The organism is Clostridium carnis, from assembly GCF_054657435.1.
Genome location: NZ_BAAHYS010000001.1, coordinates 1,996,166 through 2,009,772 on the forward strand (window position 1 = coordinate 1,996,166; position 13,607 = coordinate 2,009,772).

Here is a 13,607-nt window from a genome sequence, read left to right on the forward strand (position 1 = left end):
CTTTTATGCTTTAATTTCTGTATTTTCTTTATTAGCTTTATTAGTATTTTCCTTTGTAAGAGATAAGGTTAAAACTCCAGCAAAAATTAATATACATGCAACAACTTTTATTAAAGTTATTTGTTCACTTAATAATAGTGCACCAAAAATTACACTTGTTATAGGTTCAAATGTACTTATAACAGCAGCTTCACTTGCACCAATATGCTTTATACCAACTTGTAATAAGGATAATGCAACAACTGTACATAAAAATGCAAAGATTGTAGATATTATCCAAGACTTAGTTGTTAATGTTGATAAAGTAAGCTGATTTGTAATTAAACCATATAAAAACATACCAATAGTTGAAGCAACTGCTACATAAAAAGTTATTTTAAATGGTGGTTCACCCTTTAAGCCACTCTTGTCCATAAATATAATATAGAATGCATAGAACATACCTGAGGCTATTGCTAAAAATAGTCCAAGCAATGTACTAGAACCAAAAGATGCAGAGTTCAATGCTGAGATAAAGAAGCATCCTATACCAGACATAGCAATAATTAATGCTAGAACTTTTTGTTTACTTAATTTCTCGTGGAAGAAAATTACACAACCAAGCGTTACAAATATTGGATAAGTAAAGTGAATAGGAGTTACTATTCCTACATCTATATACGCAAAAGCCATATTTAACATAAGCGTAGTTATTGCATTTCCAACGAATCCTAATATTATTAAATCTTTAAGTTGCTTCTTTGTAACTTTTAAATCAATTTTTAAAAGTAAAATAATAATTAATAAAAATGGTAAGCTTAAAAAGTTCCTTAAAAAAGTTAATGTTACAGGATTACTTCCTCCAGCACCATATGTCATAGGTCCAAGAGTAAATGCAAAACCAAATGTAATAGAAGATAGCATTGTGAGAATTATTCCTTTTGTTTTCATAATGTACCTACTTCTTTCTGTTAAATTTTACTTGAAAGCCTCATCAATAATCTTTAAGATATTTGGAATAACATCATCAACCATTATTTTTCCTCTTTCAGCAGAAGAAGATTTAGCTGATGCTAAAATACCAGTTTCAGGAACGATATCTTTTTCTATTGGATATCTGTAATAAGTTGCAGGACTAGCATTTTTAGTATCTAATATTTTATCTTCTCTAACAAGTTCTGGTGCAAAATACATCATTAATGATGTTTCAGTAACAGCTGCATGTTCTAATGCCCAACCTGGGAATGGAACTTCATCAAATACTTTATCAATTATATCAGGTGACATTGGATCCCACCAGTTAGTAAGAAGAAGTTTAACCTTGTCCCCATATTTTGCAGAACATAAATCCATAGCTTCTACAATAAATGCTTCATTTTCAAAGTGAGCACTTAAAAGGAATATTTTTGTAAATCCATCACGTACAAATTCATCAATTATATCCATTATTAATGCTTGTAATGTAGCACCATTTAAATCAATAGTTCCTGGGAATAATGGACCACCTCCGCTTAATGGTTTTGATTTATAACCATATGAAAGAGTTGGAGCAACTACACCATTTATTTTTTCAGCAATACGGTAAGCAAATCCTTCAGCTAATACAGTATCAACACAAGTTGGTAAATGAGGACCATGTTGTTCAGTAGAACCTATTGGTAATATGATAACATCATCTTTTTTCTTGGCGAATTCCATCCATGTCATATTTGTCATTTTTACATTTTCGTACATAATAACGTCTCCTTTTCTTATCATTAATAATATTTTTATAAACGAATTTTTATATAATGAACATTTTGTGTCGTTCATCATGTTCTCAGTATACTCTCAGCGTAAATTGTACACAATGTACAAAAAATACAAATATATCCATAAAAATATGTTCTTTATGTGCACAGTAATATGAAAATATTATTGTATGGTTGATACAATGACTCACTTATGTTTTCGTGTTAAACTTCCAGTATTAGTAATTCGTTGCTAAATAAAATGCTAAAAACTGAAAGGAGATTATTTAAATGAAAGTTACTTTATTTAAAAATGCTAGATTAAAAGGAAAAGAAACATTAGTTGATTTCCTTGTTGAAAATGGAGTTTATAAAGAAATAGCTCCAAATCTTTCAGCGAAATATAAAGATGTAGAAACATATGATTTAGAAGGAAATCTTGTTGTTGGACCTTATGTTGATCCACATATTCATTTAGATTATGTATACACAGCTCGTATGCCAGGTGCTAATAATGGTACAGGTACACTTTTTGAAGGAATTCAAAGATGGTCAGAAACAAAAGGTAATATGACAGTTGAAGAAGTAAAAGAACGTGCTAGAATAGCATTGAAAAAAGAAATATTATATGGAACTCAGTATATTAGAACACATGTCGATGTAACAGATCCTAAATTTACTTGTTTAAAAGCTATAATGGAATTAAAAGAAGAGGTAAAGGATATTGTTGATATTCAAATAATAGCATTCCCACAAGAAGGTATGTACTCATATAAAGATGGAGATAAACTAGTAGAAGAAGCATTAAAAATGGGTGCTGATGTAGTAGGTGCTATACCTCATTTTGAATATACAAGAGAAATGGGAGAAAAATCAGTTAAGAAAACTGTAGAGCTTGCTATGAAATATAACAAATTAATAGATATTCATTGTGATGAAACAGATGATGAACAATCAAGATTTGTTGAATTATTAGCAGCAGAATCATATATGAATGGAATTGGTGAACTTACAACAGCAAGCCATACTTGTGCTATGGGATCATATAATAATGCTTATGCATTTAAATTATTTAAACTTTTAAAATTATCCAATATGAACTTTATATCATGTCCAACTGAAAATATTCATTTACAAGGAAGATATGACACATATCCAAAGAGAAGAGGTCTTACAAGAGTTAAAGAGTTAAATGATGCAGGAATTAACGTTTGCTTTGCTCAAGATTCAATTTCAGATCCATGGTATCCATTAGGAAACGGAAATTTAATGAATATCTTAGATTCTGGAATTCACATTTGTCATATGATGTCTTTTGAAGAAATTAATAATGCATTAGATTTAATTACAACAAATGGTGCTAAGACTCTTCATATACAAGATAAATATGGTATAGGAGTAGGAAAAGATGCTAACTTTATAGTATTAAATGCAAAAAATGAATTTGATGCAATTTTAGAAAGAGTTGGAGTAAATTGTTCTGTTAGAAAAGGAGAATTCTTATTTAAGAGAGAACCAGAAGTAATAGATACAAAAATATCTTTATTAAAATAGCTCTTATAAAAATATAATATATAAATAATAGACAAGCCTAATTAGAATAAAAAAGATCACCACTTAATTAATATAATGTTAGAATTTTCATTATTAAAATAATGAAAAATTGCTAATGCTATTAATGAAAGAGGTGATAAAATGGGAAAGAAAAATAATAAGAAGAAAAATATAAACCATAATCCTCAAGTTGAGAGTTTAAAAGCAACTTTTGGTGAACCAAAAGCTAAAAAACACGATCCTAAAGATTTTGAAATTTAACTTTATGTAAAAGTTAAGAAAAAGAAAAGTGTCAGATTTTAAATTAATACCTGGCACTTTCTAAAGATTTAATTTATAAAAAATAAATATAAATATTATATATAATATTATCCCTAAAATATTAATTTTTTGTAAATTCATATAATATAATAAAAATATAAGGGATTTACTACTATATTAAAAAATATAATAACCTTTACTTGGGTTAAAATTTCTTATAGATTTAGGAGTGTTACTAAGTATAGCTATGACATTAACAGTTAAATATAATATAAAACCTCAAAATAAAACTAAGAAATATAAAGAAAAAATGAATAATAGTAGTAAAATCCTGAGATAAATAAAAAGATAGTATCTAAAATGTTTTTTAAGATGCTATCTTTTTTATATTATCAGTATAGAAGTTAGGAATATTTATTAAAGAAAAGGAGAAAATAATTTTTATAAAATATAAATAAATTAAAATATATGATATAATTTTAATAATATATAAAGAGTAAGTACTCTATAAACTATAAAATATAATGTAACAATAAGGAGAAGAATTATGAGCAAGGATACTATAGTATGTTTATGTAAAAATGTAAGTGAAAAAACTATTGTTGAGGCTATTAAAAATGGTGCAACTTCAGTAGCAGAAGTTAAAGAAGAGACAGGTGCAGGAACAGGCCCTTGTCAAGGAGCAAGATGTCTTGAAACTATTAAAAGATTAATAGAAGAAAATAAGTAGTTTTGAAAGATTGATAGAAAAATTAAATTCTATCAATCTTTTTTTATTTTTAATTTTAAAAGTTAGTATATTTATATAATAAAAGATAAAACTAGTTATTATTGAAATAATTAGGAGTGAAAAAAATGAAAAATAAATTATGTATTAAAACAGTAATAATAACTACAATTATTAGTATAGCTTTTTCTATTAATTTAAAAACAAAAGCTTTCTCAGATTTTTCAAATAATATTCAGATTAATACAGAAAAATACTATTTGGAAGAAGTACACTATGAAAATTTTAATATAAAAGCTAAAAGAATAAAAACTGATGAAAGTAATAGTTTAGGATATTGCTTAGAAATAGACAAATCGTATCCACATGGAGAAAAATTTTCTAAAATGGATACTGTAGCAAAAGGGATAGAAAATATTATTTTATCAGGATATCCTAATAAATCACCAAAAGAATTAGGTGTAGATTCAGAAGAACAGGCGTATTTTGCAACTCAAATTGCAATTTGGAGTTTAATGGAAGGATATAATGTTAATAAATTTAGAGGAAACAATCCTAAAATTATAACAGCTATAAAGAATATATATAATGAAGGTATGTTAGAAAAACATGAAAGTAATAAATATAAATATTACTTATATTATGCAAATGATAATGTTCAGCAAGTTGTGGTTGCAGTAGAAGATACGGAATCTCAAGGAGTAAAATCAATACAAGATATAAAAAAAGAAGAGAATATTGTATTACCAGATAATATAATTATTGGGAAATAGACTTATATAGTATATAATAATATACAAAATTAAGTTTATGGGGGAATACTACATGATACAATCAATTTCTAATATAGATATAAGTATTTTAATGATAATAAGAGAATACTTAAGCAGTCCATTAATGGATAAAGTAATGAAGATATTATCTACTTTAGGAAATATCGGATTTATATGGATAGTGATAGGCATCATTTTATTATTAAATAAAAAGTATAGAAAGATTGGAATTATTTTATTATTATCTCTTTTATTAGGAAGTATTCTTGGAGAAGGAATTATAAAAAAATTAGTGCAAAGGCCAAGACCATTTTTAAATTTAGAAAATATTACTCTTATAATAAATGCACCAAGTACTTATTCTTTTCCTTCAGGACATACAGCTTCATCTTTTGCTGCTGCAGTTGTATTAGGAAAATACTTTGAAAAAGAAAAGTATATATTTTATCTGTTGGCATGTGGGATAGCTTTTTCAAGAATGTATCTCTTTGTACATTATCCATCAGATGTAGTAGCAGGAATAATATTAGGAGTAATATCTGCTAAAATAATAATAACTTTAGTGGAACATTATATAAGCAAAAAGGAATATTTAAGAAAAGAAAGCTAATACTAAATATATTAGTATTAGGAGGTTTTGAATATGGCAATGGAAAAATTAGAAAAGAAAATGAAACAATTATACAAGCAAGTAAAGTCTGGAAGAGTTACAGAGGAAATAGCAGATGAAATATCAGAAACTATGGATAATATAGAGGAAATGGGCTTAGAAGCAAAAGAAAAATTTGCTGATATGATTGATGATATGAAAAAATCAATTAATAAAATGAAAAAATAGAATAAGTTTATAATAACATAAGAGCATATTATTAAGTTATAATATGCTCTTATGTTTATAGTATTAAAAATATTTTAAAAAACCTTTTGGAGAAAAAACAAAAAAAAGCAATATTAATTGTAATAATTTACTATTGAATACAAACGATTGCATAAGTATAATATAGACATAAGGTAAATATTAACATGAAGTTCAATTAATTTATTTATTAAAATAGTTTTATGAAAGTTTAACAAAATTGGTAACGTTTCTAATAAAAAATTTTTTGATATTGATGCAAACGTTATCTGAAGTTATAGCTAATAATCTTATAGGAGGAATTTTATGTATGGATTAAAAAATTCTTTTGAAAAGATAAGTGAAGAAATAAAAATCCCCTTTAATATAATTGAAAAAGATGGAACTGTAATAGCAAATTTATTAGGAGGATATAATAAAGAGATAATTGAAACAAACTTAAAAATACAAACAGAAGATTTTATATTAGAAGTTCCAGAAAGTTATATTAACTGTATTGATCTTTTAAAGTATTGCTTAGAACAAGAACTTAAAAATGCAGTAAAATCTAAAGAAGAAATAATAAATGATATACTTAAAGGAAGAGAGTTTTCTACTGAGGCATTAAATCAAGTAATAAAGTATAAGCCATTTAAATTAATTGTTATATATTTAGAGGAGAAAACTCAAAAAGTAATAAAGCTATTAGAAAAGAAATATTTAGAAAAGGAATCTATATTAGTTAAAGTAGATGACTACATTGTAGTAATAAGTAAAAATGATATTACTGAAAATAAAATAGAAAATATTTTAATTGACTTAAAAGAATGTACTAAAGGAAAGGGTTATATAAGTTATGCAAGAATAGACGAATACTTTGAATTGAAAGAAAAATTCGAATATTTAAAAGCAAATATAGAAGTTTGCATTAAATATGGACTAGCTGATAAAGTTTATGACGAAAATTCATTACTTCTTGAAAGGTTATTAAGTAGAGTTAGCGATAACGAAAGAAAAAGAATTTTTAGTAAATATAATGAAGTATTTTCAAGGTTAGATGAGGACTTAATAAAAACAATAGAAGTATTCTTTAACAAAGGACTTTGTATAAGTGAAGCAGCAGATAAGTTATTTATTCATAGAAATACATTGTTTTATAGAATTGATAAGATAAAGAAAATAGTAAATTATGACATAACAAATTTTAATGAAGCTACAGAATTTAGAATTTTATTTCTAGTGTGGAAAGAAACTAGTGATAAAAATAATTTTTAAACATTTTTGGAAACGGTACCGGAATTTTATATTAAGTACGGTAAAGAGTATTTTTAATAATTAATAAAATGCTATAAACCTAAATTATAGGTTTAAATAGATATTGGGAGGAATTTATTATGGGAAAACGTTCAAAATTATTAGCAGTTTTAATTGCAGGAGTTTTATGTGCAACTTCATTAGTAGGTTGTGGAAGTAAAGGTGATGATGAAAAAGCATCATCAAATAAAAAGCAAACTTTAACAGTATGGTCACATTTAACTACTAATGAAGTTAAAGAGTTTGAAACTGTTGCTAAAGCTTGGGGAGACGCTAACAACTTTGAAGTAAATGTTGTTGAAGACAAAGGAAAGTTCCAAGAAATGATTCAAGCAGCTCAAAGTGATAATGGCCCAGACTTAATTTTAGGGGCACCTCATGATAATTTAGGAACATTCCAAAAAGCTGGAATTACAGATGAAGTTCCAAGTGGATTAGTAACAGCTGACAAATATACTTCACAAGGTATTGTAGACTCAGTAACAATTGGTGGAAAACAATATGCAGTTCCACTAGCTCAAGAAACTAGTACATTATTCTATAACAAAGATAAGGTTAAGGAAGTTCCAAAAACAATGGAAGAATTAGCTACTAAAGCTAAGGAAGTTGGATTTGAATATGATGTAAAAAACTTTTATATGAGTTATGCATTCTTATCAGCTGGTGGTGGATATGTTTATAAAAATGATAATGGAACATTAAAACCAGATGATATAGGATTAGGAAATGCTGGTGCAAAAGCTGGATATGAATTTATAAAGAAATTAGTTGTTGATGATAAATTAATGGCGGCTGATATAACAGGAGATATTGCTAAAGCTGACTTTACATCAGGAAAGAGTGCATTCTATATTTCAGGTCCTTGGGATGTAGCAGCTTCTAAAGAAGCTGGAGTAAACTTTGGAGTTGTTCCGATGCCAACTTTAGGAGGAAAAGCACCTGAAACATTCTTAGGTGTACAAGTTGCTTTTGTTAATGCTAATTCAAAGAATAAAGATGCAGCGTGGAAGCTAATGGAAGAATTGGTTTCTAAGTCAAGTGAAATAGTTTATAAAGCTGGTAATAGAATTCCTGTATTAAAGGATGCTAAAGTTGATGATGAATATACAAAAGCATTTATGGAACAAGCAAAAGTTGCTACTCCAATGCCAAATATTCCAGAAGTTCAAGCTATGTGGGAACCAGCAGCGAACAATCTTAAGCTATTAACTGCAGGTCAAATAGATGTTGATACTTGTGCAACTAATATAGTTAATCAAGTTAAAGAGGGAATAGCTCAATTAAAATAATTACAAATAATTTATAGAGATAGGAGTTTCCTATCTCTATAAAATAAAGGGGGACTATATATGGGTTTAAAGGCTAGAAATAGAAAGGCATATTATTTTTTAGCACCAGCACTAATATCAATTCTAATATTCACAGTAATGCCAATTATTTCAACTATTTATTATTCATTTACTGATTATACACAGTTTTCAAAAGGGAATATAAACTTAGTTGGTTTAGCTAATTTTAAAGAAGTTCTAACCGGACCCTTTAAAGAAACTTTTTTACCAGTATTTATCTGGACGATGATTTTCGCAATAATATCTACATTAGGATGCTTTTTTTTAGGACTAATAATTGCAATGGTTTTAAATAATGAAAATATAAAAGAAAGAGGATTTTATAAAGGAATTCTTATTCTTCCATGGGCATTACCAGCGGCAGTAGCAATTCTTTCATTCCAAGGTTTGTTTAATGGAAGTTATGGGCAAATAAATAATGTTTTAATGGAGTTAAATATAATTCATGAACCAATAAAATGGTTAACTGATCCTAACTTAGCAAGAATAAGTATAATAATGGTTAATATATGGCTTGGATTCCCTTACATGATGAATGTATGCTTAGGATCATTAGCTGCTATTCCAGAAGTATATTATGAAGCAGCAATGGTTGATGGTGCAAGTAAATGGAAACAATTCGTAAGTATTACATTACCTTCATTAACTAAAACAGCATATCCACTTATAATATCATCATTTGCCTTTAACTTTAACAATTTTGGATCAGCTTTTCTTATTACAGCAGGAGGTCCTCCAAGATTAACAAGTCAATTTGCAGGATATACAGATATATTAGCATCAGTAAATTATAAACTTTCAATGCAATTTGGAAGATATGATATTGCATCAGCACTTAGTATAATAATATTTATAATAATTGCATCAATTTCATTTATCCAAATGAGAGCTTCAGGTCAGTTTAAGGAGGTTGATTAATATTATGCAAACACAAGTGAATGTAAATAATAGATTAAACACAAGAAAACAATCAAATTTAAAATATAAAAAGAAACTAAGACCTGATGAAATAAGAAATGCCTGGCTAGGAAGAATATTTTTATGGATTATGATAACTATAACTCTATTTCCTATAGTTGCAGTTATTTCAGCATCTATGGCAAAAGGACAATCCTTTAATCAAACTACCTTTTTCCCATCACAATGGACCTTAGAAAATTACATAAGAGTAATAAAAGAAACAGATTTTATTCTTTGGGTAAAAAATTCATTATTAATTTGTACAGCAGTTGCAATTATTCAATTAGTACTATCAGTACCAGCTGCATTTGCTTTCTCAAAATTAAGATTTAAAGGAAGAAAAAATGGATTAATGAGTTTATTAATTCTTCAGATGTTCCCAACTACAATGGCATTACCAGCAATTATGGGAATAGTTTATGCATTAAAACTTACTAATAAACCTTGGGTATTAATACTAATATTAGCAGGTGGAAGTGCATATAATATATGGCTTTTAAAAGGATCTGTAGATGGAATACCAGGAGATTTAGTAGAAGCAGCATCTATAGATGGAGCATCTACAATGCAAATATTTATAAAAATTATATTACCATTACTTAGAAATATGATGATAGTTATTTTCTTATTTGCTTTTATTGGAGCTTATAGTGAATTTATGTTTACATCAGCTATTCTTAAGAATGCACCATTACAAACAATAACAACAGGACTGCAAAAATTTATAACAAATAATTTCTCAGCAAACTGGACAATGTATTCAGCAGCAGCAGTAATGTCAGCACTACCAATAGTTGTTATATTTATGTTATTACAAAAATATATAGCAGGTGGATTAGTTTCTGGATCAGTAAAGGAATAGAGTATTTAAAGCTGTCTCTTATAAGAGTATAATAAGCAATGGAAACGATACCGATTATTTTGTGAAAAGGTGGAGAAATTTATGACAAACATAAGAGATATAGCCAAAATAGCAGGAGTAGGTGTAAGTACAGTATCTAGGGTTATCAATAATCATCCAGATGTAAAGGAAAAAACAAGAGAAAGAGTTCTGGAAATTATAAAAGAAAATAATTATATACCTAATAATAGTGCAAGAAATTTAAAAAAGAATAATACAAATAATATAGGTGTTTTAATTAAAGGGGTTTTTAATCCATTCTTTTCTGAAATATTAGATGTTATAAGTAAGGAGATCTCTAAAGCTGGATATTCTATGATTTTAGAACATCATGATTATTTAAGTGATGATGAAATAAGTAATGTAATATCTATGGTAAAAGAGAAAAGATTACAAGGAATAATTTGTTTAGGAGGAAACTTCACAAATATTGAAAATGAAGATTTTGAAAATATAGAAGTTCCAGTAATTTTAACATCAGTAAATCATAAATACAGAAAAGAATGCAAAAAGTTTTCTTCAGTATGTATTGATAATGATGAGGCTGCATATTCAGCTATAAAATACTTAATAGAGGGTGGGCATAAAAATATTGCAATTATACTAGGTGAAGAAAATGACCATGGAATAGGATATCTAAGAGAAAGAGGCTATTTAAGAGCCCTTGCAGATAATAATATATCTTTCAATGAAAAATATAGAATTTTAGGCCATTATGATTATAATGGGGCATATGAAGCTATGAATAATCTTTTAGATAACAATAATAATATAACGGCAATATTTGCAATATCAGATATTATGGCGGTAGGATGTGCAAAAGCTATCACTGATAGAGGGTTAAGAATTGGAAAGGATATTTCAATTATAGGTTTTGATGGTATGGATATAAGTAAGTTTTATACACCATCTATAACTACGGTAATACAGCCTAAAAGTAATATGGCTAAAATAAGTGTCGATTTATTATTAAAGTTAATAAATAAGAAAACTGAAAATAAACATATTTTATTACAAACAGAATTAGTAAAAAGAGAGTCAAGTAATTATTTAAAGAAGTAGGGGAAAGATTATGACAAAGCATAACAATATTAGTAGATTTTCAATAAATAAAAAAATTAATTGTAACAGTGTTGTAATTAATATAGAAAGTGATGAAATAGCTAATTTACCTTATTTAGAAATTAATTCAGAAAATACTATAACCTACAAGATGGATAATAAGGATATTATATATGGATTAGGTGAAAACACAAGAGGAATAAATAAGAGAGGATGGATATACGAAAGCTATTGTACAGATGAATTTAGTCATAGCTCAGATAAAAAATCGCTTTATGGAGCTCATAACTTCATAATGATAAATGGTATAGAAAAGTTTGGAGTTTTTATAGATTCTCCGGGAAGAGTAATTTTTGATATAGGATATACTTCTAGTAATATATTAGAAATAAAAATACCAGGTGGGGATTTTGATATATATATAATCAAAGGAGAAGCTATAAGTGAAATTTCTAAGGAGTTTAGAAAACTTATAGGTGAAAATTATGTTCCACCAAAATGGGCTTTTGGATATCAACAAAGTAGGTGGAGTTATAAAAATAAAAAAGAAGTTTTAGAAGTATTTAATGAATTTAAAAATAGGGATATTCCAATAGACTGTATTTATTTAGATATTGATTATATGGAAAATTTTAAAAATTTCACAATAGACAGAAAAGCATTTCCAGATTTTGAGGAAATGGTTAAAGAATTTAAAATTAAGGGTGTAAGATTAATTCCCATTATAGATGCAGGAGTTAAAATTGAAAAAGGGTATGATGTTTGTGAAGAAGGTGTTGAAAAAGGATACTACTGTTTAGATAAGAATGGCAAAGAATTTGTTGCAGCAGTATGGCCAGGAAAAGTACATTTTCCAGATTTTTTAAATAGTGATGTTAGAAAATGGTTTGGAGAAAAATATAAATTTTTAACTGATAAAGGAATTGAAGGATTTTGGAATGATATGAACGAACCTGCAATCTTTTATTCAGAAGAGGGTTTAAAAGAAGCGTATAAAATTGTTGAAGAAAGTAAAAATAAAAATTTAGATATATATAGCTACTTTAATCTTAAAGATTCATTTCAAAATCTAAGTAATAGTAGCAAGGATTATAATAGTTTTTATCATAATGTAAATGGACAACTTGTTAATCATAATGATGTTCATAATTTATATGGATATAATATGACAAGATCAGCATCAGAAGGCTTAAAGAATATAGAAAATAATAAAAGATTTTTATTATTTTCAAGAGCTTCAATGATAGGAATGCATAGATATGGTGGAATATGGACTGGAGATAATAATTCATCTTGGGAAAGTTTAGAGTTAAATATTAAGATGATGATGAATTTAAATCTGTGTGGATTCCTATATACAGGAGCAGATACCGGTGGATTTGGTGGAAATGTAACAGAAGATTTAGCTATTAGATGGCATCAATTTAGTGTATTTACTCCACTATTTAGAAATCATTCTGCTCTTGGCACAAGAAAACAAGAACCATATGCATTTAATAAAAATACTGAAAATATATTAAAAAGTGTAATAAAGTTTAGATATTCATTAATACCTTATTTATATAGTGAATATATGAAAGCTACTAAAAACTATGATTTATTATTTAAAACATTAAATTTTGAATATAATGATGAGCTTGTAAGTTCAATAGAAGATCAATTAATAGTTGGAGATTCTATTATGGTAGCACCAATTTATAAACAAAATAATTATGGAAGATATATTTATTTACCAGAAAAAATGGCAATGCTTAAAGTCGAAAGTATAGATAATATAAAAATAGAGATTATGGAAAAGGGACATCATTATATAGATATTCCAATTGAAATATTCCCAATATTCATAAAATTAAACAAAATACTTCCTTTAGCAAAAGAAGCAAACAATGTTGAAAATATAAATAGTGAATCATTAAAATTAATTGCTTTTGTAAATGATATTGCAGAATATGAATATTATGATGATGACGGAGCAACAAATAACTATAAAGAAGGTAAGTTCAATACTTTAAAGATAAAAATAGTTAAACAAAGTGATGATTTTGATATTTGTATAAATAAAATTGGGGATATAAAAATAAAAGAACTAGAAGTATTAATAATAGATAATAATGGAAATGAGAAAATTAAAACTTTGAAACTTTAATAGGAATGTGAGGATA

Annotated in this window: 14 protein-coding genes; 12 read left to right on the plus strand and 2 right to left on the minus strand. The window is 26.9% G+C overall.

Annotation, left to right across the window (positions count from 1 at the left end; all coding sequences use genetic code 11):
• Positions 1-3: 3 nt before the first annotated feature.
• Both ACYQ1T_RS09595 and ACYQ1T_RS09600 read right to left on the minus strand, forming a co-directional pair.
• A complete protein-coding gene (locus ACYQ1T_RS09595; RefSeq protein ID WP_459834314.1) occupies positions 4-930 on the minus strand; it encodes a DMT family transporter in 927 nt (308 codons plus the stop codon).
• 27 nt (positions 931-957) lie between these two features.
• Positions 958-1,713, minus strand: a complete 756-nt coding sequence (locus tag ACYQ1T_RS09600; protein ID WP_459834316.1) for a creatininase — start codon at positions 1,711-1,713, stop codon at positions 958-960.
• A gap of 287 nt (positions 1,714-2,000) precedes the next feature.
• Here ACYQ1T_RS09600 and codA point away from each other — a divergent pair, with 287 nt between their 5' ends.
• The 12 genes from codA to ACYQ1T_RS09660 all read left to right on the plus strand — a co-directional run bounded on the left by codA (position 2,001) and on the right by ACYQ1T_RS09660 (position 13,591).
• Positions 2,001-3,263, plus strand: a complete 1,263-nt coding sequence (gene codA, locus ACYQ1T_RS09605) for a cytosine deaminase (protein WP_459834318.1) — start codon at positions 2,001-2,003, stop codon at positions 3,261-3,263.
• Between the two features lie 141 nt (positions 3,264-3,404).
• Positions 3,405-3,524: a CPC_1213 family protein gene (locus ACYQ1T_RS09610; protein ID WP_459834320.1), complete on the plus strand. Its 120-nt coding sequence runs from the start codon at positions 3,405-3,407 to the stop codon at positions 3,522-3,524.
• 547 nt (positions 3,525-4,071) lie between these two features.
• Positions 4,072-4,254: a (2Fe-2S)-binding protein gene (locus ACYQ1T_RS09615; protein WP_459834322.1), complete on the plus strand. Its 183-nt coding sequence runs from the start codon at positions 4,072-4,074 to the stop codon at positions 4,252-4,254.
• Positions 4,255-4,379: 125 nt separating this feature from the next.
• The gene (locus ACYQ1T_RS09620; RefSeq protein ID WP_459834324.1) at positions 4,380-5,024 is read left to right on the plus strand and encodes a thioester domain-containing protein; all 645 of its coding nucleotides are present in this window, start codon (positions 4,380-4,382) and stop codon (positions 5,022-5,024) included.
• A 52-nt stretch (positions 5,025-5,076) separates the two neighbouring features.
• Positions 5,077-5,634 carry a phosphatase PAP2 family protein gene (locus ACYQ1T_RS09625; protein ID WP_459834326.1) on the plus strand — a complete coding sequence of 186 codons (558 nt, stop codon included), beginning with the start codon at positions 5,077-5,079 and terminating at the stop codon, positions 5,632-5,634.
• 33 nt (positions 5,635-5,667) lie between these two features.
• Positions 5,668-5,862: a hypothetical protein gene (locus ACYQ1T_RS09630; protein WP_459834328.1), complete on the plus strand. Its 195-nt coding sequence runs from the start codon at positions 5,668-5,670 to the stop codon at positions 5,860-5,862.
• Positions 5,863-6,186: 324 nt separating this feature from the next.
• Entirely contained in the window at positions 6,187-7,134 is a 948-nt protein-coding gene (locus ACYQ1T_RS09635; protein ID WP_459834330.1) for a PucR family transcriptional regulator, read from the plus strand.
• A gap of 119 nt (positions 7,135-7,253) precedes the next feature.
• A complete protein-coding gene (locus ACYQ1T_RS09640) occupies positions 7,254-8,462 on the plus strand; it encodes a sugar ABC transporter substrate-binding protein (protein ID WP_459834332.1) in 1,209 nt (402 codons plus the stop codon).
• A gap of 60 nt (positions 8,463-8,522) precedes the next feature.
• Complete coding sequence (locus ACYQ1T_RS09645; RefSeq protein WP_459834334.1) at positions 8,523-9,440, plus strand: ABC transporter permease subunit; 918 nt, start codon at positions 8,523-8,525, stop codon at positions 9,438-9,440.
• Positions 9,441-9,444: 4 nt separating this feature from the next.
• Positions 9,445-10,344, plus strand: coding sequence for a sugar ABC transporter permease (locus tag ACYQ1T_RS09650; RefSeq protein ID WP_459834336.1), 900 nt, complete (start codon positions 9,445-9,447; stop codon positions 10,342-10,344).
• Between the two features lie 81 nt (positions 10,345-10,425).
• Positions 10,426-11,445, plus strand: a complete 1,020-nt coding sequence (locus ACYQ1T_RS09655; RefSeq protein WP_459834339.1) for a LacI family DNA-binding transcriptional regulator — start codon at positions 10,426-10,428, stop codon at positions 11,443-11,445.
• A 10-nt stretch (positions 11,446-11,455) separates the two neighbouring features.
• Complete coding sequence (locus ACYQ1T_RS09660; protein WP_459834341.1) at positions 11,456-13,591, plus strand: TIM-barrel domain-containing protein; 2,136 nt, start codon at positions 11,456-11,458, stop codon at positions 13,589-13,591.
• Positions 13,592-13,607 lie beyond the last annotated feature (16 nt).

Excerpts from the sequence above, each read along its gene's own strand:
- ACYQ1T_RS09640 (WP_459834332.1), top strand. The coding sequence starts at position 7,254 with ATGGGAAAACGTTCAAAATTATTAGCAGTTTTAATTGCAGGAGTTTTA.
- ACYQ1T_RS09595 (WP_459834314.1), bottom strand. The coding sequence starts at position 930 with ATGAAAACAAAAGGAATAATTCTCACAATGCTATCTTCTATTACATTT.
- codA (WP_459834318.1), top strand. The coding sequence starts at position 2,001 with ATGAAAGTTACTTTATTTAAAAATGCTAGATTAAAAGGAAAAGAAACA.
- ACYQ1T_RS09620 (WP_459834324.1), top strand. The coding sequence starts at position 4,380 with ATGAAAAATAAATTATGTATTAAAACAGTAATAATAACTACAATTATT.
- ACYQ1T_RS09645 (WP_459834334.1), top strand. The coding sequence starts at position 8,523 with ATGGGTTTAAAGGCTAGAAATAGAAAGGCATATTATTTTTTAGCACCA.
- ACYQ1T_RS09655 (WP_459834339.1), top strand. The coding sequence starts at position 10,426 with ATGACAAACATAAGAGATATAGCCAAAATAGCAGGAGTAGGTGTAAGT.
- ACYQ1T_RS09650 (WP_459834336.1), top strand. The coding sequence starts at position 9,445 with ATGCAAACACAAGTGAATGTAAATAATAGATTAAACACAAGAAAACAA.
- ACYQ1T_RS09610 (WP_459834320.1), top strand. The coding sequence starts at position 3,405 with ATGGGAAAGAAAAATAATAAGAAGAAAAATATAAACCATAATCCTCAA.
- ACYQ1T_RS09630 (WP_459834328.1), top strand. The coding sequence starts at position 5,668 with ATGGCAATGGAAAAATTAGAAAAGAAAATGAAACAATTATACAAGCAA.
- ACYQ1T_RS09660 (WP_459834341.1), top strand. The coding sequence starts at position 11,456 with ATGACAAAGCATAACAATATTAGTAGATTTTCAATAAATAAAAAAATT.
- ACYQ1T_RS09600 (WP_459834316.1), bottom strand. The coding sequence starts at position 1,713 with ATGTACGAAAATGTAAAAATGACAAATATGACATGGATGGAATTCGCC.
- ACYQ1T_RS09625 (WP_459834326.1), top strand. The coding sequence starts at position 5,077 with ATGATACAATCAATTTCTAATATAGATATAAGTATTTTAATGATAATA.
- ACYQ1T_RS09635 (WP_459834330.1), top strand. The coding sequence starts at position 6,187 with ATGTATGGATTAAAAAATTCTTTTGAAAAGATAAGTGAAGAAATAAAA.
- ACYQ1T_RS09615 (WP_459834322.1), top strand. The coding sequence starts at position 4,072 with ATGAGCAAGGATACTATAGTATGTTTATGTAAAAATGTAAGTGAAAAA.